This is a genomic window from Thermithiobacillus tepidarius DSM 3134 (assembly GCF_000423825.1).
Lineage (GTDB): Bacteria > Pseudomonadota > Gammaproteobacteria > Acidithiobacillales > Thermithiobacillaceae > Thermithiobacillus > Thermithiobacillus tepidarius.
In genome coordinates this window covers 144,661-165,528 of record NZ_AUIS01000003.1, presented here as the reverse complement: position 1 = coordinate 165,528, position 20,868 = coordinate 144,661, and the positions used below count along the sequence as shown (strand labels likewise).

The 20,868-nt window shown below is 66.3% G+C and carries 19 protein-coding genes; 12 read left to right on the top strand and 7 right to left on the bottom strand.

Annotated features, from left to right (window positions below):
* Window positions 1–4: 4 nt before the first annotated feature.
* The 6 genes from G579_RS0100860 (at window position 5) to ccoS (ending at window position 6,018) form a co-directional block, all read left to right on the top strand.
* Window positions 5–232 carry a cbb3-type cytochrome oxidase subunit 3 gene (locus tag G579_RS0100860; RefSeq protein WP_038017379.1) on the top strand — a complete coding sequence of 76 codons (228 nt, stop codon included), beginning with the start codon at window positions 5–7 and terminating at the stop codon, window positions 230–232.
* Window positions 219–1,127, top strand: coding sequence for a cytochrome-c oxidase, cbb3-type subunit III (ccoP, locus tag G579_RS0100855; RefSeq protein WP_028988679.1), 909 nt, complete (start codon window positions 219–221; stop codon window positions 1,125–1,127). The genes G579_RS0100860 and ccoP overlap by 14 nt, the downstream gene beginning before the upstream one ends.
* A 173-nt stretch (window positions 1,128–1,300) precedes the next feature.
* Window positions 1,301–2,722: a cytochrome c oxidase accessory protein CcoG gene (ccoG, locus tag G579_RS15050; protein ID WP_051180664.1), complete on the top strand. Its 1,422-nt coding sequence runs from the start codon at window positions 1,301–1,303 to the stop codon at window positions 2,720–2,722.
* Window positions 2,723–3,220 (top strand): FixH family protein, encoded by a 498-nt coding sequence (locus G579_RS15045; RefSeq protein WP_051180663.1) that lies wholly within the window; start codon window positions 2,723–2,725, stop codon window positions 3,218–3,220.
* Window positions 3,221–3,235: 15 nt separating this feature from the next.
* A complete protein-coding gene (locus G579_RS15040) occupies window positions 3,236–5,785 on the top strand; it encodes a heavy metal translocating P-type ATPase (RefSeq protein ID WP_211218617.1) in 2,550 nt (849 codons plus the stop codon).
* Window positions 5,782–6,018 carry a cbb3-type cytochrome oxidase assembly protein CcoS gene (ccoS, locus tag G579_RS0100835; protein WP_028988678.1) on the top strand — a complete coding sequence of 79 codons (237 nt, stop codon included), beginning with the start codon at window positions 5,782–5,784 and terminating at the stop codon, window positions 6,016–6,018. The genes G579_RS15040 and ccoS overlap by 4 nt, the downstream gene beginning before the upstream one ends.
* Before the next feature lie 251 nt (window positions 6,019–6,269).
* On the opposite strand, the gene G579_RS17980 is transcribed toward ccoS, so the two are convergent.
* Entirely contained in the window at window positions 6,270–8,876 is a 2,607-nt protein-coding gene (locus G579_RS17980; protein WP_051180662.1) for a CHASE domain-containing protein, read from the bottom strand.
* 268 nt (window positions 8,877–9,144) lie between these two features.
* On the opposite strand from G579_RS17980, the gene G579_RS0100820 reads away from it, so the two are divergent.
* Window positions 9,145–9,477: a hypothetical protein gene (locus G579_RS0100820; protein WP_155989686.1), complete on the top strand. Its 333-nt coding sequence runs from the start codon at window positions 9,145–9,147 to the stop codon at window positions 9,475–9,477.
* Window positions 9,478–9,484: 7 nt separating this feature from the next.
* On the opposite strand, the gene G579_RS15030 is transcribed toward G579_RS0100820, so the two are convergent.
* The 5 genes from G579_RS15030 to ftsY all read right to left on the bottom strand — a co-directional run bounded on the left by G579_RS15030 (window position 9,485) and on the right by ftsY (window position 14,484).
* Window positions 9,485–10,444 carry a M23 family metallopeptidase gene (locus G579_RS15030; protein WP_051180661.1) on the bottom strand — a complete coding sequence of 320 codons (960 nt, stop codon included), beginning with the start codon at window positions 10,442–10,444 and terminating at the stop codon, window positions 9,485–9,487.
* A gap of 281 nt (window positions 10,445–10,725) precedes the next feature.
* Window positions 10,726–11,583, bottom strand: coding sequence for an RNA polymerase sigma factor RpoH (gene rpoH, locus G579_RS0100810; RefSeq protein WP_028988676.1), 858 nt, complete (start codon window positions 11,581–11,583; stop codon window positions 10,726–10,728).
* A 98-nt stretch (window positions 11,584–11,681) separates the two neighbouring features.
* Window positions 11,682–12,584, bottom strand: coding sequence for a permease-like cell division protein FtsX (gene ftsX / locus G579_RS0100805; RefSeq protein WP_028988675.1), 903 nt, complete (start codon window positions 12,582–12,584; stop codon window positions 11,682–11,684).
* The gene (gene ftsE / locus G579_RS0100800) at window positions 12,581–13,249 is read right to left on the bottom strand and encodes a cell division ATP-binding protein FtsE (RefSeq protein ID WP_028988674.1); all 669 of its coding nucleotides are present in this window, start codon (window positions 13,247–13,249) and stop codon (window positions 12,581–12,583) included. The genes ftsX and ftsE overlap by 4 nt, the downstream gene beginning before the upstream one ends.
* A 5-nt stretch (window positions 13,250–13,254) precedes the next feature.
* A complete protein-coding gene (ftsY, locus tag G579_RS0100795) occupies window positions 13,255–14,484 on the bottom strand; it encodes a signal recognition particle-docking protein FtsY (RefSeq protein WP_038017376.1) in 1,230 nt (409 codons plus the stop codon).
* A gap of 167 nt (window positions 14,485–14,651) precedes the next feature.
* Here ftsY and G579_RS0100790 point away from each other — a divergent pair, with 167 nt between their 5' ends.
* From G579_RS0100790 to G579_RS0100770, 5 genes are all read left to right on the top strand, one after another.
* Window positions 14,652–16,046, top strand: a complete 1,395-nt coding sequence (locus G579_RS0100790) for a M16 family metallopeptidase (protein ID WP_051180660.1) — start codon at window positions 14,652–14,654, stop codon at window positions 16,044–16,046.
* Complete coding sequence (locus G579_RS0100785) at window positions 16,036–17,361, top strand: M16 family metallopeptidase (protein WP_028988671.1); 1,326 nt, start codon at window positions 16,036–16,038, stop codon at window positions 17,359–17,361. Before G579_RS0100790 ends, G579_RS0100785 begins: the two co-directional genes overlap by 11 nt.
* Window positions 17,358–17,921 carry a 16S rRNA (guanine(966)-N(2))-methyltransferase RsmD gene (rsmD, locus tag G579_RS0100780; RefSeq protein WP_028988670.1) on the top strand — a complete coding sequence of 188 codons (564 nt, stop codon included), beginning with the start codon at window positions 17,358–17,360 and terminating at the stop codon, window positions 17,919–17,921. Before G579_RS0100785 ends, rsmD begins: the two co-directional genes overlap by 4 nt.
* A 25-nt stretch (window positions 17,922–17,946) precedes the next feature.
* The gene (gene coaD / locus G579_RS0100775) at window positions 17,947–18,471 is read left to right on the top strand and encodes a pantetheine-phosphate adenylyltransferase (RefSeq protein WP_038017370.1); all 525 of its coding nucleotides are present in this window, start codon (window positions 17,947–17,949) and stop codon (window positions 18,469–18,471) included.
* A gap of 112 nt (window positions 18,472–18,583) precedes the next feature.
* Window positions 18,584–18,838 (top strand): YfhL family 4Fe-4S dicluster ferredoxin, encoded by a 255-nt coding sequence (locus G579_RS0100770; RefSeq protein WP_028988668.1) that lies wholly within the window; start codon window positions 18,584–18,586, stop codon window positions 18,836–18,838.
* On the opposite strand, the gene G579_RS15025 is transcribed toward G579_RS0100770, so the two are convergent.
* Entirely contained in the window at window positions 18,835–20,847 is a 2,013-nt protein-coding gene (locus tag G579_RS15025; protein ID WP_081662482.1) for a dynamin family protein, read from the bottom strand. The two genes, G579_RS0100770 and G579_RS15025, sit on opposite strands and share 4 nt — an antisense overlap.
* Between the last annotated feature and the right edge of the window lie 21 nt (window positions 20,848–20,868).

Sequence of the window (20,868 nt, the reverse complement as noted above, 5' to 3'; positions counted from 1 at the left end):
CGCCATGGAGCAGTTTCTCGGCCTGCTGCGCTGGTTCACGGAGATGGAGAATACCAAGCCCTTCGTGCTGGTCCTGTTCTTCGTGACTTTTGTGGGCATTTTGATCTATGTCCTGGGTGGAAGGAAACGCGGCAAACACCTCGAATCCGCAAAGTACGTCATCTTCGAGGAGGATGGCGGCTTGGAGCCAGGGCAACGCCAAAAGGAAGATGCTAAAGATGGAAAAGAGTAATAAACCCAAGGTTGAAACGACGGGCCACGTGTGGGACGGGGATCTGGCGGAGTACAACAACCCGCTGCCCACCTGGTGGGTGTGGGCCTTCTACGGCACCGTCATCTTCTCGATTGTGTACTGGTTCATCTTTCCGGCCTGGCCCATTGGCAAGAGCTTCACCCCGGGCCTGCTGAAGGAGACGGTGCAGGTGAATGGCCAGGAGGTCACTTCCCACTGGAACACCCGCATCGCCCTGATCAAGGACATGCAGAAGGGTCGGGAGCAGCAGGCCAAGTTCTACAACCAGATCAGCGGCATGACTCCGCAGCAGATCAGCAAGGATCCGCAGCTCATGGGCTTCGTGCAAAGCGCCGGTGCCGTGCTGTTCGGCGACAACTGCGCCGCCTGTCACCGCGCCGGCGGCCAGGGTACCCCGGGTGTGGCTCCCGCGCTGGTGGATGACGATTGGCTCTACGGCGGTACCCTGGACAAGATCCAGGAGACCATTACCAACGGTCGCCACGGTTTCATGCCCGCTTTCGGCCAGGCCCTCAAGCCACAGGAAATCGCGGCCCTCGCCGAATACGAGCTCAGCCTGTCCGGCCACTCCACCGATGCCAACCTGGCCAAGGCGGGTGATGCGCTCTTCCACAGCGACAAGGTGGGCTGCTTCGGTTGTCACGGCGTCGAGGGCAAGGGCAATCAGATGATCGGCTCGGCCAACCTGACCGACAACATCTGGCTCTGGGCCAAGGTGGATCCCAAGACCGGCGCCCCCAGCCGCGCGGCTCTGGAAAACGTTATCAGCAACGGTCTGAATCGCGGTGTGATGCCCGCCTGGGCCGGTCGTCTGAGCCCCGATCAGATCAAGATCCTCACCGTGTACGTGCACGAATTGGGCGGCGGCCAGTAAGCGGCAGCTGGAACCCTATCTCCTGTAAGTTGGAACTGGCCCGGGTTGCTTCCTGACCTGGGCCTTTTTTGTCATTGCTCCCCCCTCGAAATTTTAAAATCAGTCTCTGCTTGGAAGAACATTAGCTTTTGATGAATGTCTAATAACAAGACTTGCTTTGCTGGAGATGCAATATGGCTACCGAACAGCCGCTTGTTTATTTTGAAAAGCGTCCGAAAATCTATCCGCGCTCCATCAAGGGCCGTTTCCGGGACATCAAGACCGCCATCCTGGGGCTCGCCTATGCCGTCTTCTTTCTGTTGCCCTTCGTGCGCTGGGATCGTGGACCCGGCTTTCCGGACCAGGCGGTGCTCTTCGATTTGCCGGGGCGGGCTTTCTACATTTTCGGCCTGACCGTATGGCCGCAGGAAATCTTCTGGCTGGCCATCCTCCTGCTTTTCGCCGCGGTGCTGCTGTTCTTCGTGACCGGCATGGCCGGGCGCGTCTGGTGCGGCTACTTCTGCTTTCAGACCCTGTGGACCGATCTCTTCTTCATGATTGAGCGCTGGATCGAGGGCGAGCGGCCGGCCCGCATGCGGCTGGACAAGGAGCGGCTCAGCGTCCACAAGATCGGACTGAAGGTTACCAAGCATTTGCTGTGGCTGCTGGTCGCCTTTGCCACAGCCTTCGCCTTTACCGGCTACTTCACCGACAGCCTGCAGCTGGCACAGGAGTTCTTCTTGCTGGAGGCGGCGGTACCGGCCTATGTGACCATTCTGATCCTGAGCGCGACCACGTACACCATGGCCGGCCTCATGAAAGAGCAGGTGTGCACCACTTTTTGCCCCTATGGCCGTTTCCAGAGCGTGATGTTCGATGAAAACACCATGATCGTGGCCTATGACAAGGTGCGCGGCGAAGGGAGCAATGGCCGGCACAAGCCGCAGAAGGGCGTCACTCACGAGCAGCGCCAGGCGGCGGGCTACGGCGACTGCATCGATTGCGGGTTGTGCGTGCAGGTCTGTCCGACGGGTATTGATATTCGCAACGGCTTGCAGTACCAATGCATCAGTTGCGCCCTATGCATCGATGCCTGCGATACCATCATGGACAGCATCAACCAGCCGCGCGGCCTGATCCGCTACAGCTCGGAAAACGAGTTGGAGCACAAGCCGACCAAGCACTGGACCCCGAAGAACATCGCCTATGTCGCCGTGCTGAGTCTGGCGGTGCTGGTCTTCGGCTACAGCATGGCGACGCGCAGCCACATGGTGGTGGACGTGCAGCAGGAGCGCCAACCGCTCTATGTGCAGCTTTCCGATGGCCGCATCCAGAACAAGTACATCGTGAAGGTGACCAACAAGCAGGCGCAACCGGCTGCGTACCGGATCCAGATGACGGGTTTGCCGCAGGCTGAGCTGCAGGTGAATCAGGAGCAGTTGGCCGTGGCGCCCGGCAAGACGGCGAAAGTCAACGTCTTCGTGCGCGTTCCGCCGCAGGCGCTGCACGAGGAAAAGCAGCACTTCGAGTTCAAGATCACAGACCTGAGTGGCCGCGAGGAGAAGATCTACACCATCGACTTCTATGCGCCGGAAAGCTTGGTGAGGGATAAATAAATGCTGAAAAGTACCGCCTTTCGGGAGTGGCGCCCCTGGGTCATCGTTGGCGGCCTGCTGTTCGTCATGGTGGTCAATGCCGGCCTGCTCTATATCGCCAACAAGGACTTCCCGGGTGTCGTGGAGAATGATTACTACGACAAAGGCATGTATTACAACGAATACTTGTCGCGCATGGAGCAGCAGCGCCTCCGCGGCTGGAAGCTGAATCTCGGTTGGGTGCAGGAGCCGCAGGTGGGCGAGCCCGCCACGCTGCGCTGCCTGGCGGTGGACAAGCAGGGCAAGCCCCTGAGCGGCGCCAAGGTGGAGGTGAAGCTGCTGCGTCCGGGCGAGCCCAAAGCGGATCAGCGGCTCGTCCTGCATGAAGTAGCCCCCGGCGACTACCAAGGCACGATAAACTTGCCGCGGCCAGGCAACTGGGACCTGCTGCTGCAGATGCAGCGTGGCCAGGACACCCATGAACAGCAGGCGGAAGTGTGGGTGGTTCCCGCTGGTTAGCTTAGGAGCGCTTGAGTGAAAACACTGAGTGCGTCAGCGGCCGAGCGGACGGCGACGGCAGCTCCGGTCGCTGCCGGGGAGGCCTGCTTCCACTGCGGTTCTCCCAATCCGGCCGGCAGCCCGTACCGTGCCCGCGTGGACGGGCAGGAGCGTGAGTTCTGCTGTGCCGGTTGTCAGGCCGTGGCCGAGGCCATCGAGCAGGCCGGACTGGGGGACTATTACCGCTACCGCACCAAGCCGGCGGACCGCGCCGACAGCGTGCCCGAGTTCCTGCGCAATCTCAGCCTCTACGACGAGCCCGCGGTGCAGAAAAGCTTCGTCCGCAGCACGGGGGAGCACGTCAAGGAGGCGGCCCTGATCCTGGAGGGCATCACCTGCGCCGCCTGTGTCTGGCTCAACGAGCGCCACCTGCGCACCGTGCCGGGCGTCCTGGACGTCACCATCAACTATTCCACCCAGCGCGCCACGGTGCGCTGGGACGACAGCCAGATCAAGCTCTCCGAAATCATCGCCGCGGTGGCCGCCATCGGCTATCGTGCTCACCCCTTCGATCCCGGCAAGCGCGAGCAGGTCATGGAGCGCGAGCGCCGGGGCATGCTGCGCCGCCTCTTCGTGGCCGGCCTGGGCATGGCCCAGGTGATGATGCTGGCGGTGGCCCTCTATGCCGGGGATTACTACGGCATCAGCCCCGACATGGCGGAGTTCTTCCGCTATGTCAGCCTGCTTTTCACCCTGCCGGTGGCGCTGTACTCGGGCTGGCCCTTCCTGGTCGGCGCCTGGCGCGATCTGCGGCGCCTGCAGCCGGGCATGGATGTGCCGGTCAGCCTCGGCATCATCGCCGCCTTCGCCGCCAGCGTGTGGGCCACGCTGAGCGGCCAGGGGCCGGTCTATTACGACACGGTGACCATGTTCATCTTCCTGCTGCTGGGTGCCCGCTTCCTGGAGATGAGCGCCCGGCGCAAGGCTGCTCACGCGTTGGACGTGCTGAGCCGGGTTATTCCCGCCTTGGCGCGGCGGGAGCGCGAAGGGACGGCGGACTGGGTGCCAGTGGCCGAGATCGTGCCCGGGGACATGCTGCTGGTGCAGCCTGGCGAGACCATCCCGCTGGACGCCGAGGTGGTCGAGGGCTGCAGCGACGTCAACGAGTCCCTGCTGACCGGTGAAAGCCGGCCGGTGCCGAAGCGGCCCGGCGCGCAGGTGATCGGCGGCACGGTGAATGAGGACGGGCCGCTGCGCATCCGCGTGCTGCGCGTGGGCGAGGATCTGGTCATCAACGGCATCGCCCGCCTGCTGGAGCGCGCCCAGGCCGAGCGGCCGCCCATCGCCTATCTGGCGGATCGGGCCTCGCGCTGGTTCGTGTCCATCGTGCTCCTGCTCGCCCTGGGCGCGGGCTTGTGGTGGTACCAGATCGATCCGGTGCGAGCCTACTGGATCGTGGTGGCGGTCCTGGTGGTGACCTGTCCCTGCGCCCTGGGCCTGGCGACGCCGGTGGCGGTGACGGCGGCCACCGGCCGCTTGGCGCGCGAGGGGGTGGTGAGCACGCGCGGGCATGCCCTGGAGAGCATGGCGCGGGTCACGCACGTGGTCTTCGACAAGACCGGCACCTTGAGCGAAGGGCGGCATCGGGTGCGCCACGTCCTGCCGGCGCCCGACGGGGATGAGGCAGCATTGTGGACCGTCGCTGCCGCGCTGGCGCAGTTGTCCGAGCACCCGCTCAGCCTGGCCCTGCTGGCGCATGCCAAGGAGCGGGGCATTGCTGTCGAGCCCGCGCGCGCCGGCCGCAATGTGCCCGGATCCGGCATGGAGGCGACCCGGGACGGGGAGGTGCAGCGCCTGGGCAAGCTGGACTTCGTGGGCGAGATCGCCGGCGAATTGCCGGCCGACTGGCGCGCTCTGGTGGCGGCCTGGCAGGCGGAAGGACTGAGTCTGGTGGCGGTCGGCCGGCACGGCGCCTGGCTCGGCCTTTTCGCCTTGGGCGACAGTTTGCGCCACGAGGCGCGGCAAACGGTGGCGGATCTGCAGGCGGCGGGCTACGAGGTCTGGCTGCTGAGCGGCGATCACGCGGGCGCGGTGGCCTTGGCGGCAGCGGATACCGGCGTTGCCCATTGGCGGGCGGGCTTGCGGCCCGAGGACAAGCTGGCGCAGTTGCGCGCCCTGCAGGCGGCGGGCGCGGTGGTGTGCATGGTGGGCGATGGGGTCAACGACGGTCCGGTGCTGGCCGGGGCGCAGGTGAGCATGGCCATGGGCGCCGGCACGGCGGTGGCGCACGCGGGCGCCGACATGATCCTGCTCTCCAACCAGTTGCAGCAGATTCCGGCCACCTTGCAGCTGGCCCGCGACACGCTTCGGATCATCCGGCAGAACCTGGGCTGGGCGGTGGGCTATAATGTGATCTCTCTGCCGCTGGCCATGACCGGCGTGCTGACGCCGTGGATGGCCGCCATCGGCATGTCGGCCAGTTCGCTCATCGTGGTGGCCAACGCCATGCGCCTGGTGCGCAGCGAGGCGGGGGAGCTGGGCGCGGCCCGGCAAGGCACTCTGCTCAAGGAAAGGAGGACCGCATGAACGTCCTGTATTTTTTCATCGGGGCTGCCGTCGTGGGTGCCATCGGTGCGGGTCTCGTGTTTTTGTGGGCCATGAAGTCCGGTCAGTTCGATGACCTGGAGGGGCCCGCCTACCGCATTTTATACGATGATGACGATCCCATGATCCCGGCCAACCGCAGGCGCAGTCAGGGCGAAGCCGGGGCCGGCGAGGCGCAGGCCGACGAAGTTGACTCCGGAAAGGCGGGCACATAGACTAACGGGGTTTGTGATTTTAAATTTCGTTTGCATTGGGGAGCTTGCATGTTCAGACAGTTGCCTTTGATGATCGTGTTCGCGCTGGTCGCGTTTTCCTGGTTCAGCCTCGCTTCGGTGCTGGTCGCCGGCTAAGCGCCCGCTTCGCGATACCTTGACGCCCCGCCCGGCTACAAAGCCGGGTGGGGTGTCTGCTTTTTGTGTATGCAGCGTGCTTGCCGTGTGCATCTGCGGTATGCGGGGCATAGCCGTCAGCCGGGCTGCTCCGCCATGCCTTGGCGCGTGTGCCCGGGTTCCGGCGTGGCGGGCAGGGTGAAGTAGAAGGTGGCGCCCTGGCCGACGGCGCCTTCGGCCCAGATGCGGCCGCCGTGGCGATCGATGATGCGTTGCACGATGGCCAAGCCGATGCCGGTGCCCTCGAACTCGCCGGGGCCGTGCAGGCGCTGGAAGGGACCGAAGAGCTTGCCGGCATAGGCCATGTCGAAGCCTGCGCCGTCGTCGCGTACGAAGTAGACCCGCTCCCCGGCTTCCTCCCGCGCGCCGAATTCGATGTGCGCCCGCTCGTGCTTGCCGGTGAATTTCCAGGCGTTGCCCAGCAGATTCTCCAGCAGAATTTCCAGCAGCTTGGGATCGCCATGCGCCGTCACCCCCGGAGCGATGGCGAAGCTTGCCCGGCGCTCCGGGTGGTCGGCTTGCAGCGTTTCGGCAATTTCTTGCGCGAGTTCGCTGAGGTCGACTGCCTCCCGGTGCATTTCGCTGCGGGTGATGCGCGACAGGTTCAGCAGGTCGTCGATGAGCTGGCCCATGCGCTGGCTGGCCCGGCGGATGCGTGCCAGGTAGTCCCGGCCAGCGGTATCGAGGATACCGTCGTAGTCTTCCAGCAGCACCAAACTGAAGCCGTCGATGGCGCGCAGCGGCGCGCGCAGGTCGTGCGATACCGAGTAGTTGAAGGATTCCAGTTCGGCGGTGCGTTCCCGCACCCGCTGTTCGAGCCCGGCGTTGAGTTGGCGGATTTCTTCCTCAGCCCGCTTGCGTTCGGTGATGTCGGTGAAGGAGACCACCGTCCCGTGCGGGGCGGGCTCCGACCCGCGGAACAGGGGCTGCGCGTTGACGGAGAGCCAGACGAGGGCGCCATCCGGCCTGCGCACGCCCATGACCGTGGCCTCTTGGGGTTGTCCGCTACGCAACGCAATCATGGCTGGGTGGCTGTCGCCCGGGAAGGGGGAGCCGTCCTCATGGATGACTTGCCACTGCGGGTCGGTGGAACTGCGGCCCATGAGCTGTGCCATGCTCAAGCCGAGGAGGCGCGCCGCGCTGGCGTTGCAGTCCACGATGCGGCCGCTGCGGTCGTGCAGGACGATGCCCTCGGTCAAGGCGGTGACCACCGAGCGGTAGCGGGCCTCGCTTTCGCGCAGCGCCGCCTCCGCCCGCTTGCGCTCGGTGATGTCTTCGACCACGGCGATGACATAGGCGGGCCGGCCGGCGCTGTCGCGCACCAGCGAGCGGGATTTGTGAATCCAGATGACCGTGCCGTCCTCGCGCAGGTAGCGCTTTTCCTTGACATAGGAGCTGCTTTCGCCGATCAGCAGCCTGTGCATGTCGGCCAAGTCGGCCGCCAGATCGTCGGGGTGGGTGATATCCTGGAAGCGCCTCTCCAGGAGCTGTCCGCAGGCATAGCCGAGGATGTCGCAAAGCTTCTGGTTTACCTGCAGAAAGCGGCCGTCCAGGGCGATTTCGGCAATGCCCGCCGCCGCCTGGTCGAAGGCGGCACGAAAGCGCGCCTCGCTGGCCTGCAGGGCGGCAGCCCGGCTCCGGGTGAGGGTCAGCGCGCCAGTCAGGACGAAGAGCAGGCCGCTCGTAACCAAGCCGCCGAAAAGGACGATGAGCGGTTTGCGGGTGTCGATCGTCGCTTCGAAGGCGGAGCGGCTTTTCATCTGCAGCGTCCAAGCATGCCCGGCAATCTCCAGCGGTATGGTGCGGGTGAAGACAGGCGGGGGGCGATGCGCAGCGGGGGTGGGGTCGGGCCGATCGTCGTACATCATGGCCCCTGGGGCCGTGTTGCGACCGTCGAAGATCTCCAGGTCCACGTCGCGGGCACCCTCGCCTAGCACCCCGCGCATCAGGTCGTTCATGCGAAAGGGGCTGTAGACGAAGCCGGTGATGGCTTCGCGACGTGCTTCGACGGTGTCGGGCTCCTGCCCGTGGCGGTAGACGGGGAAGTACATCAGGAAGCCGGCCTGCTGCTGGCGCTGGCCGGTCTCCTGCACCAGGGTGACCTTGCCCGACAAGGCCGGCTTGCCCGTGTCCCGGGCCCGGGCCATGGCGGCACGGCGCACCGGTTCGGCGAACATGTCGTAGCCGAAGGCCTGCAGGTTGCGCCCGGCGAAGGGCTCCAGGAACGAAATGGGATAATACACCGGCCGCTCGCCGGCCGGCTTGACGGCATAGTCGGGAAAGCCTTCCGCCCGGACGGCGTCGACGTGCCGCGCCAAGGCCGCTTCCGGCACGCGCACGGCGAAGCCGATGCCTTCGATGCCGGGATAGTTTTCCAGGGTCTCCAGGTTGTCGACGTAGGCATGCCATTCCGCACGGGTCACCTTGTCGGAGGCGGCAAAGAGGGCGACGCCGCCACGCAGGGCCTGGCCGTAGTGCTGCATGCGGGTCTGGATGGCCGAGCGGATCTGCTCCACGCGGCTGTCGAAGCGGATGAGCGCGGTTTCCAGCACGTCCTGCCGGGTCAGATACCAGGCCCATGCCGTGATGGCCAGGGAAACGGCGAGCACCAGCCAAGCCGCAGGCACCCGCAGGAAGTGGCGCACGGACAGGCCGCCATTGCCGGCTTGGCGGGATCCGTTCATCCGGGCACCATCATCGGGGACATCGGCCGGCCGCGGCTGCCGGGAGCGGGGTAATGGGCATGGAAAGGGTGCTTGCTGGCCAGGTTGGATGCGGTTGTACGGGGATGTGGCATGGACAAGCAGTATAGCATGCCGATGCCCGGCCTTCATGGATTCGCGAAAGCCCCGCGCGGACGGCCCTCGACCAAAGGAGCATGACCAGGCGAGGGGGTGGTTTTATGATGCGCTGAGTCCTTTCACGTGTACGGTGATGGCCAGAGGCGCAGCCATGACGGCGTATCGGAAATTGCTGCTGGAACAGGAGATATGCACCGCTATCCGGCAACGGCGGGTGCTGCGCTTTCGCTATGCCCGGGAGTTCACTTACCGTGCCTTCGAGCCCTACGTGGTCTACCGCTCCGGTACCGGCCGCATCGTCGTCAGCGGCATGCAGACGGCCGACGACGCCAAGCCGCAACGGGAGCCCGAGCCGCGCAAGTTCGAGCTTGGGCTGATCCGCAATCTGCACGTGACCGGGCAGTGCTTTGAGACGGTCGAGGGGTTCAGTTCCTACGGACCGGAGTTCGGTGGTCAGGTCCTGTGCGCCGTCGACCGGCGCTGACCCGGATTCATTCGGCGCGGGGGCGAGCGCCGTCCGCGGCTTTGGCGCCGCTGCCGGTGGACGGCTGTCCACTATCGGGCAGCGCGGCGCCGGCTTCCTGGGCAGCCAGTTGGCGGGCGGGATTCCGGTAATCGGCGTAGAGCACTTCGCCCGCCGCCGGCACGAAGGTGCCCCGGTCCGCGGTATAGAACTGGAACGGCAGCGACACCACCTGGTTGCCCGCGTTTCTTTGCACCGAGAAGTGCAGGTGCGGCCCATCCGAGTAGCCGCTGGTGCCGGCCAAGCCGATGAGCGCGCCGGCTTCGACCCGCTGGCCGGGAACGACCGGGATGCTGTCGCGCAGCAGGTGGAAGTATTCGGCCCAGGTGCCGTCGTCGTGCAGGATGCGCACGTAGTTCGCCTTGTCCCGGAATTCCTCCGCCTTGCGGCCGTCGCCGTAGCGGCTGACCGCATCCATCACGATGCCGCCGCGCGCCGCGAGCACGGGGGCGCCTTTGGGCATGGCGATATCCACCGCGTAGCGGGAGTCGGGCGTGTCGTGGGTGATGACCGGGCCGCCCGGGGCCTGGGTCAGCTTGTACTGCTCGCCGTCGGCGAAGGGCAGCCGGTAGACGGCATCGGCGGCGGGACTGGCCGCCGGATCGCCGATGCACCAGTCGTACTTGTAATCGTAGGACCAGGGACGGCTGGGCTCGGCGCGGGCGATGTCGGCGACCCGGACGCTGCTTTGCGGCGGCACCAGGAAGTCCAGGATGCCCCCGGGGGCGACCGAGGCGTTTTGACTGCCGGTAAAGGTCAGCTTCAGCTGCACCGGAGCCAGGCCGGTGTTGGTGGCGACGATGGCGGCGCGGTCTTCGGCTTTTTGGGTTTCGATGCTGAAGGGATAGCCGGCGGCGCCGGCGCTCAGGGGCAGATGACACAGGCCCATGAGCAGGGCGAACTGCAGGGGGAGGGTTCCGAACTTCATGATGCAGCAAACTCCAACAGCTTTTTATTCGGGTCGCGCCGCTCGGCGGCGCGGGTTCGTTCAGGGAAATAGCCCAGCTTCGGTCAAATGCAAGGCGGGTTCGTCAAAAAATTGACGATGCTGGCGCGTCGCAATGGAGCGCCGGAAAAGCGCGGTGTCCCCAGGCCAGCCCGCCCTCCCGGCAGTACCGTCCCGTGGGGAAAATAAGCAACCCCTCGGCCCGGACGGGCGGAGGGGTGTCGGCAAGACGCCGCTGGGACGCCTGAACCGGGCGCGCGGGATCAGCCTTCCTGCAAGGGGCCCAGGTACTGCTTCAGCTTGCCCATGGCCTGCTTTTCCAGCTGGCGCACGCGCTCGGCGGAGACTCCCAGCTCGTCTCCCAGCGCCTGCAGGGTCTTGGGCTCTTCCCGCAGCCAGCGGTTCTGGATGATCACGCGGTCGCGTTCCGGCAGATGCTCCAGGGCTTCCGCCAGCGAGGCATGCTGGCGTTCGTCCCAGTCCTTGGCGGTGAGCTGCTCGACCGGGGACGGCGACTCGTCCACCAGGTCGGCCACATAGGTATAGCCCGGCGCGTCGCCGTTTTCGTCGGGCTGTTCCAGCGGCAGGTCGCGCCCGCTGAGGCGGGACTCCATCTCCAGCACTTCGGCCGGGCTGACCCCCAGCTCGGCGGCCAGCGCCTGGCTCTCCTGCTCGCCGATCCAGCCCAGCTTCTGCCGACTGCTGCGCAGATTGAAGAACAGCTTGCGCTGGGACTTGGTGGTGGCCACCTTGACGATGCGCCAGTTGCGGATGATGAACTCCTGGATTTCCGCCTTGATCCAGTGCACGGCGAAGGAGACCAGGCGCACGCCGCGATCGGGATCGAAGCGCCGCACCGCCTTCATGAGGCCGATGTTGCCTTCCTGGATCAGGTCCGGTTCCGGCAGGCCGTAGCCCCGGTAGCCGCGCGCGATGCGCACCACGAAGCGCAAGTGGCTCATGATGAGCCGGTAGGCGGCGTTGAGGTCGTTGTGGTCGCGCAGGGCGCGGCCCAACTGGATTTCTTCTTCCAGGCTGAGTATGGGTTGGCTGTTCACCGCGCGCAGATAGCTGCTCATGTCCTCGGCAGACGGCGCAAGCGTGATAGGCAATGTGTTCATCGATACCCTCCCACTCCCATAAGCTGAGCTTCTTAGACCGGCGAGACTATCAAAAGTTTATATCGTACCAACAGGTCCGCTTTGTTGATCATGCCCCATCATTGAATCGCCCGCAAGTGCCGCTGCGCGGCCAGCGCCGAGCCCAGCCAGCCGAGCAGGGCGCCGCCGAGCACCAGGGCGCCGCCCTGCTCCGGCGATAGATAGCGGAGCCGGAAGATGGCGCCGTAAAGATTGGCCAGGTGCGCCGTGGGATCCTGCAGGAGCGCGATGCCGATCACCACGGTGGCCCAGGCCAGGGCGCCGGCCAGCGCTCCCTGGATGAAGCCGTGGTACAGAAAGGGCAGGCGCACGAAGCTGTTGCTGGCGCCCACCAGCTTGGCCACGGCGATTTCCTCGCGGCGATTCATGATGTTCAGGCGGATGGTGTTGCCGACGATCAGCACCACGCCGACGGCCAGCAGCACGGCGAGGATGCTGACGGCGCGCTCGGCCAGATCCAGCATGGCCTGCAGGCGCGCCACCCAGTCGAGATCGTACTGGGCCGTGTCCACCCGCGGGTCCTCGGACCAGCGCTGCACCAGCGCCTGGATCTGTTGCGGGCGGTAATGAGTCGGATCGATGCCGACCACCAGGGAAGCGGGCAGGGGATTGTCCTCCAGCGCATCCAGGGCGTCGCCGAAGCCGGACAGCTGTTTGAACTCCTGGCGGGCCGCCTCCTTGTCCACGTACTTGACCTCCCGGATGCCCGGCAGGCGGGCGATTTCGGCCCGCAGCGCCTGCGCTTCTGCCGTGGAGACCTCGTCTTTCAGAAAAAGCGAGACCTGCGCCTGCTCCTCCCAGGCCGACAGCAGATTGCCGGCATTGTGGAGCAGGACATAGAGCCCGGCGGGCAGGGCCAGTGCGATGGCCAGCACGCTCAGCGTCATGAGGCTGCCCACGGGATGGGTCACCAGATGACGCAGGGAGCTGCCGAGGGCGTCCCAGTGGCGGTACAGGCTCATGGGCGGGCCTCCTGATTTTGCAGGCGGCCATGCTGCAGGGCATAGACGGGACAATCCAGACGCTCCACCTGGCCGAGATCGTGGGTGGCGATCAGCAGGGTCATGCCGTGCCGGTTGAGATTGCGGAAAAGGTCCATGATTTCGCTGCTCAGTTGCGGGTCCAGGTTGCCGGTCGGTTCGTCGGCGATGAGCACCTTGGGGCTATGGACGATGGCGCGGGCGATGCCCACCCGCTGCTGCTCGCCGCCCGACAGGCTCAGGGGCGAGTCCTGCTCCCGCCCGCTCAGGCCCACCTGATCCAGGGCGGCGCGCACCCGGCTTTTGATATGGGCGCGCCGCACCCCCGCCACCTGCAGCGTCAGCGCCACATTGGCGAAGACGCTGCGGTCCGCCAGCAGCTTGTGGTCCTGGAACACGATGCCCAGCTGGCGGCGCAGTTGCGGGATGTGGCGCCGCTTGAGCTTGGCCAGATCCTGGCCGTCGAGTAGCAGGGTGCCGCGGCTGACGGTCTCGATGCGGGCGATGAGCTTCAGGAGCGTGCTCTTGCCCGCTCCCGAGGGGCCGGTGAGGAAGGCCATCTGCCCCTTGGGCAGATGCAGGTCGATTTCCTGCAGCACGTTGCGGCCGCCGGGATAGTGCTTGCTGACGTTGATGGCGCGGATCATGGAGCTCACTGCCGGGTGGTCGTGCTGAACAGGGCCTCGACGAAGGCCTCCGCGTCGAAGGGGCGCAGATCCTCGGGCTTTTCGCCGACGCCGATGTAGCGGATGGGGATGGGCAGCGCCTTGGCGATGGCGGCGATGACGCCGCCCTTGGCCGTGCCGTCCAGCTTGGTGATGCAGATGCCGGTCAGGCCCACGGCTTCGTGGAACTGCTTGGCTTGGTTGATGGCATTCTGGCCCGTGCCGGCGTCGAGCACCAGCCAGATCTCGTGGGGCGCCTGCGGATCGAGCTTGCCGAGCACGCGCTTGATCTTTTTCAGCTCCTCCATGAGGTTGCTCTGGGTGTGCAGGCGTCCGGCGGTGTCGGCGATCAGCACGTCCGCCTGCCGGCTCTGGGCGGCGGCGAAGCCGTCGTAGACCACCGAGGCGCTGTCGGCGCCGGTATGCTGGGCAATCACCGGCACGCCGATGCGCTCGCCCCAGCGCTGCAGCTGCTCCACGGCGGCGGCGCGGAAGGTGTCGCCGGCCGCCAGCACCACCTTGCTGCCCTGCGCCTGCCAGGCGGCGGCCAGCTTGCCGATGGTGGTGGTCTTGCCGGCGCCGTTGATGCCCACCATCATCAGCACCCGGGTGCCTTGGCCGCGGGGCGGCTGCCAGGGCTGCGCCCGCGGCCGCAGGATGTCCAGCAGCGACTGGCGCACCGCCTGCGCGAGGGCGGCGGGGTCGGTCAGGTCCTTGCGCCGGACGCGCTCGGTCACGTTGCGGATGATTTCATTGGTGGCCTCGACGCCGATGTCGGCGCTCAGGAGCAGGCCTTCCAGGTCCTCCAGCAGTTCGTCGTCGATCTGCTTCTTGCCGAAGGTGAGGCGGTCAATGCCGTTGACCAGCCCTTCGCGGGTGCGGGTCAGGCCGTCCTTGAGGCGGGCGAAGAAGCCCTTCTTTTCGTTTTCCGCCGCCGGCTCGGCCGGCGCGGCTTCGGGAGGCGGCGCCTTCCGGAACATTCCCCGCAGTCCCGGCTCGGCCGCCGGTGCGGCTGCCGCCTCCTCCGGCTCGGCGGGCGCGCTTTCCGGCTCGGGTGCCGGGGCTTTCTTGAACAGGCCGAAGAGGCCCTTCTCCGCTTCAGGCGCCGGCGTGTCCGCAGGTTGCTCGGGAGCTTGGGGCGCCGCTGCCGGCGGCTCGGACGGCTCGGTTCCGCTCTCCGGTGATTTGCCCTTGTTGCGCTTGAAGAAGTCGAACATATGAATTTTCCGTAGCCAGGCTTGTCAGTGTCGGGGTGATTGCGGCTAATATAGCCGCCAGGGCGTGCGCAGCCAGTCTGGAAAAGCGCCGGGGCCGGCGTGGGCCGGTCGCGGGCGATGGAAATCGGTGCTGTGGCTGGTCGAACACATACACATTGAGGATCACTATGACGCAAAGACGGAAAATATCAAGACCTCATGTCGCGGCGGCCTTCGGCCTGTGGCTCGGCCTGGCGCTCGGCGGCGGTGCCGCCGCCGAGCCCGTGACCGAATTCACCCTGCCCAACGGGCTGCGGGTGCTAGTCAAGCCCGACCACCGGGCGCCGGTGGCCACCGCCCAGATCTGGTACAAGGTGGGCTCCAGCTACGAGAGCGGGGGCTATACGGGCCTGTCGCACGTGCTCGAGCACATGATGTTCAAGGGCACCACCCAGCTCGGCCCGGGCCAGTTCTCCCGCATCATCGCCAGCCAGGGCGGACGCGAAAACGCCTTCACCGGGCTCGATTATACCGCCTATTTCCAGCAGTTGGCCGCCGACCGCCTGCCCATCAGCTTCCGCCTGGAGGCGGACCGCATGCAGAACCTGCTGCTGCGTCCCGAGGATTTTAAGAAAGAAGTCGAAGTGGTCAAGGAGGAGCGGCGTCTGCGCACCGAGAACAATCCCCGGGCCAAGACCCAGGAGATGCTGATGGCCACCGCCTACGTGGCCAACGGCTACCAGCATCCGGTCATCGGCTGGATGGGCGACCTGGACAGCCTGCGGGTGACCGACCTGCGTCCCTGGTATCAGCAATTCTACGCGCCCAACAACGCGACCCTGGTGGTGGTCGGCGACGTCAAGCCGCAGCAGGTCAGGGCCCTGGCGGAGCGCTACTACGGTCCGCTGAAGCCGCGCCGGGTGCCCGAGGTCAAGCCCAGGCCCGAGCCCCGGCAGCAGGGAGAACGGCGGGTGCAGGTAAAGGCGCCGGCGCAGCTGCCCTATCTGCTGGTGGGCTATCACGTGCCCAACCTGCGCCGGGACGGCCCCAACGAGGAAGCCTACGCCCTGGAGGTGCTGGCCGGCGTCCTGGCGCAGGGCAAGAGCGCGCGCCTGGAGCAGGACCTGGTGCGCAAATCCCAGGTGGCCAGCAGCGTGGAGGCGGGCTATGATCTGGTCAGCCGCGATCCGGGACTCTTCTACCTGGGCGGCACGCCGGCCCAGGGCAAGCGCCCCGCCGATCTGCTGGCCGCGCTCGATGCGCAGATCCAAACCCTGCAGGAGACCCCGGTCGGCGAGGCCGAGCTGGAGAAGGTCAAGACCCAGCTGGCGGCGCAGGAGGTCTATGGGCTGGATTCGGGCTTCTATCAGGCCATGCGCCTGGGCACCTACGAAACGGTGGGCCTGGACTGGCGCATGGTGGATCAGTACGTGCCCGGCATCCGCGCCGTGACGCCGGCCCAGGTGCAGGCCGTGGCGCGCAAGTACCTGGTGCCGGCCAACCGCACCGTGGCCGAGCTGGAGCCCTTGCCCATCGACCCGAACACCCCGCCCGCCGAGGGAGATCTCAAGCATGCGCATTAAGTTTTTCGCCTTCCTGCTGCTCTGCCTGCCGTTGCCCGCCCTGGCGGTCGATATCCAGACCTGGCGCCTGGACAACGGGGCGCGGGTGCTCTTCGTGGAGAACCATGAAATTCCCATGGCGGCCATGCGCGTGAGCTTCGATGCCGGTTCCGCCCGCGACCCGGCGGCGCTGCCGGGCCTGGCTTCCTTTACCGCGGGCCTGCTGGAGGAGGGCGCCGGCAAGTTGAGCGGCGACGCCCTTGCCGAAGCGCTGGACCGCACCGGCGCGCAATTGAGCGCCTTTGCCGATCGCGACCAGGCGGGCATTCAGCTCAAAACCCTGAGCGATCCCAAGCTGCGCAATGCCGTAGCCGAACTGGCCGGCCTGATCCTGACCCAGCCCACCTTCCCCGAGGATGCCCTGCAGCGCGAGCGGCAGCGCACGCTGGCGGCCATCGCCCAAGGGGAAGAGGACCCGGATACGGTGGCGGAATGGAAATTCTATGAGGCCGCGTACGGCCAGCATCCCTACGCCCATCCGGTGATCGGCACGCGCGCCGCCGTGCCGCAGTTCAGCCGGGCGGCGGTGGCGGAGTTCTACCGCCGCCATTACACCGGCGCCAGCGCGGTGGTGGCCGTGGTGGGCGACCTCAGCCGGGCCGAGGCGGAGGCCTGGGTGCGCCAGGTGGTGGGAAGCCTGCCCAAGGGCGAGCCGCTGCCGGCTCTGCCGAGCGTCCCGTCCTTGGCGGCGGGCAAGCTGCTCCACATCGCCATGCCCGTGAACCAGACCTATGTGCTGATGGGGCAGCCGAGCATTGCGCGCCTGGATCCCGACTACTTTCCCATGCTGGTGGGCAATTACACCCTGGGCGGCGGCGGCTTCAGTTCGCGGCTCATGGAGGAGGTGCGCGAGAAGCGCGGCTTGTCCTACAGCGTTTACAGCTACAATTTGCCCCTGCGCCGGGAGGGGCCCTTCCAGGCCGGTCTGCAGACCGCTACCCAGCAGGCCGGCGAGGCCTTGAAAGTCATGCGCCAGGCCATGAGCCGCTACATCCAGAGCGGCCCCACGCCCGCCGAGCTGAAAGCGGCCAAGGACAACCTGACCGGCGGCTTTCCCCTGCGCATCGATTCCAACGCCAAGATTCTGGAGTACTTGAGCCTCATCGGCGTGTACGGGCTGCCGCTCGACTATCTGGACACCTTCCGGCAGCGGGTGGAAGCGGTGAGCGCCGAGGACATCCGCCGGGCGCTCGCCCGGCACCTGGACCCGGCGCGCATGGTGGTGGTGGCCGTCGGCACCCAGCCGCCGGGGCCGGACTTCGTCGCCGCCAAGTGAGCCTGCGCATCATCGGCGGTCAGTGCCGGGGCCGGCGCCTGAAGACCCCGACCGGTCGGGGGGTGCGTCCCACCGCCGACCGGGTGCGCGAGACGCTGTTCAATTGGCTGGCGCCGCGGCTGCCCGGCGCCCGGGTCCTGGACCTCTTCGCCGGCAGCGGCGCCCTGGGGCTGGAGGCCCTGTCCCGCGGGGCGCGGGAAGCGGTGCTGGTGGAAAGGGACCGGCGGCATCTGGCGGTGCTGCAGGAGAACGTCGGCCTCTGCGCCCTGCCCGGCGCCGTGGTGAAGGCCATGGATGCGCTGGCCTACCTGAAAGGGCCGGCCACGTCCTTCGACATCGTGTTCCTGGACCCCCCCTACGGGCAGAACTGGATTCCGCGGGTGGCGGCGCTGCTGGAGCAGGGCGGCTGGCTGGCTCCGGAGGCCATGATCTATGTGGAGCTGGAGGCGGAGCGGACGGCCGAACTGCCGCAGCTCGTGCCGCCCACCTGGCGGCTCATCCGGGCCAAACGCAGCGGCGGGATCGGTTATAATCTGTGTGAGCGCCAGCAGGTGGGCTGACGGCGCCGATCATGCGGGAGGATAGTTGAGCGAGAGCAAAGCCGTGCAGCGTGCCCTGTATCCCGGCACCTTCGACCCCATCACCAACGGCCACGAGGACCTGGTCCGGCGCGCGGCCCGGCTCTTCGAGGAGGTGGTGGTCGCCGTGGCCAAGGACACGGACAAGCAGCCCGTGTTCCCGCTGGCGCAGCGGGCCAGCCTGGCGGCGGCCGTGCTGGCGGACCTGCCCAACGTGCGGGTCCTGACCTTCGAGGGACTGCTGATCGACTGCGTGCACCGGGAGGGCGCCAACGTGATCCTGCGCGGCCTGCGCGCCATCTCCGATTTCGAGCACGAGTTCCAACTGGCCTCCATCAACCGCCGCATGGACCCGCAGATCGAGACCCTGTTCCTGATGACCAGCGATCAGCACACCTTCCTGTCGTCGAGCCTGGTGCGGGAGATCAGCCGCCTCGGCGGCGACGTGAACGCCTTCGTTCACCCGCTGGTGGCCGAGGCGCTGCTGGCCCGCTACCGCCAGGTGGCTGATAACGCGCCCTCTTTGATGTAAACTGTCTGCACTTGCTCTGCGGCGTGTGGCGCAGTCACCCGAAGCCGCGGCGGCAGGTCGGCCCGCCCGGCGGGCGTTTGTCTGCTACCTGTTGCGCTGGAGAGGAAAGCCCATGGCCCTCATGATCACCGATGAATGCATCAACTGCGACGTTTGCGAGCCGGAATGCCCCAACGGGGCCATTTCGCAGGGGGAGGAGATCTACGTCATCGATCCCAATCTGTGCACCGAATGCGTGGGGCACTACGATACCCCCCAGTGCGTGGAGGTGTGCCCCGTGGAGTGCATTCACGTCAGCCCTGACCACAAGGAAAGCAAGGAACAGCTTCAGCAGAAGTTCCTGGTGATCACGGGGCAGGCGGGCTAGCCCGCGCTGCCTCCCTGGACAGCGGCGGCCTGCGGCGGGACCGAGGCGTTGCCGGGGCCGGGCTGTTCTTCCAGCAGTTGCTTGAGCGGCGCGTAGGCCGCCTTGAGTTGGTTTTGTTGCTTGCGCTTTTGCGCGATTTCCTCGATCACCTGGCCGATGCGCGTGTCCAGGCTGCCCAGGACCTGCTCGATCTGCTGCAGATTCTGCAGCTGCTGCTGCACCCGCTGGGTGTGCAACTCCAGCTGCTTTTCCATCACCGTGATGACCTCGTCCACCCACACCTGAGCCTGGCTCAGCGTTTCGGCCACGAAGTCCCGGACCCGCTGCGCCACCGTCAGGAATGCCTTGCGCACCACCGCGCTCTGGGTGTTCACCGCGATCTCCAGCCGCTTGCCGAAGCTTTCATAATGCTCTGCCATCTCCATGAGCTCGGCCCGGCGCGGCATGATGGCATAGGGCAAGGCATTCAGGTGGGGCAGGCCATAGCGGCTTTCCAGGTCGCTGTAGCTGATCAGCATCAGCGTGTTCAGGCGCTCCGCACCGTGCAGGGCCTTTTCGAAACGGCTCAGGGTCTCCGTGAAGAACTGCCGCAGGCGCTCCTGGATGCCCGCCGTCGTCCAGGCGCTCAGCATTTCGTTTTTGGCGTTGCTGATCACCAGGTCGATGGCGACCGGATCCAGCAGGGAGAACAGCAGGTGCTCGGCCTGGGAGAGAAAGTCGCGCTTTTTCTGCTCGAAGCGCAGGCGATCCTGCTCGAACTGGGTGATGGTCTGCCGGTGGGCGGCCAGCAGCTTGGGCACTTTGTCCTCGGTCTGGTCCTTGAGGGCGAAGAGGGAGTGGTGGTTCTGTTCCAGATCTTTGATCTGGTTGGTCAGGAGCATCTGCTGGTCGGCGAAGATGCGGTCGATGGTGGTCCGCACCTCGTCGCAGATCTTGCGCCGCTTGGCCGGGATCAGGTTGTGGGCGATGGCCAGTTCCAGCGCCTCGATCCGGCTCTTCTCCACCAACTCCTCGTTCTGCTTGATTCGACCGAGCAGGGCCTTCTGCGCCGATACGGCGAGTACCTGGGCGGTGTCCACGCCCAGGCGCTCCGCGGTCCGCCGGACCTGCTCCTGGATTTCCTCCTCGATCTCCTCGGGGTCCTTGAGCTCGTCCCACAGGGTGTCGATCTTGTTGAGCACCACCAGATGGTTCTGGCGCGGGTTGCGGGCCAGGTAGTTCTCCCAGATGTCCAGGTCGCTCTGGGTGACGCCGGTGTCCGCGCCCAGGATGAAGACGATGGCGTTGGCCTCCATCAGCATGGCCAGGGTCAGCTCCGGCTCGGCCCCGATGGCGTTCAGGCCGGGCGTGTCCAGGATGGTGAGCCCGGCGGCCAGGACCGGATGGGGCAGGCAGATGATGCCGTGGCGCCAGCGCGGAATCTGCACCTTGCCCAGGCCGCAGGGGGGGCAGACGGTATTCAGCCGATCCTTGCGGGTCTGGTTCAACGGCGGGCACAGGCCGATGCGGCGCGCCTCCTCCACCCCCACGCAAATGGTGTCGGTCAGGTGCTGCAGGGCGGCGGTGCGCTGGCTGGCCTGTTCCAGCGGCAGGGGAAACTTTTGCCAGATGCTCTGGTTCTTTTTCAGGTCCTTGATGGTGTGATCGAGGCCGCGGCTGGCGATGGGCAGCAAGCGCATGCCGGGCACGCCCATGGGCGCATGCTGGATCTCGACCGGGCACATGGTGGTCTGGCCCGAGGCGGAAGGCAGCAGACGGCCGCCGTAGTTGCTGAAGAAAAGGGCGTTGATCAGTTCCGACTTGCCCCGGGAGAACTCGCCCACGAAGGCCACGCGCAGCTGGTCGTTGGCGATGCAGTGGGCCAGGTTGCCCATGCGCAGCAGGGCACTGCCCGGCAACAGACCGCTGTCGGCGATGAGACGTTCGAGAGTTTGGATCTGCGTGGCGACGGCGTTGCGCCATTGATTGAAAGCGGCAAGCTGGACAACGATGGGCTGTTGCTCTTCCATGGGCACCCTGTGTGGCGTTCG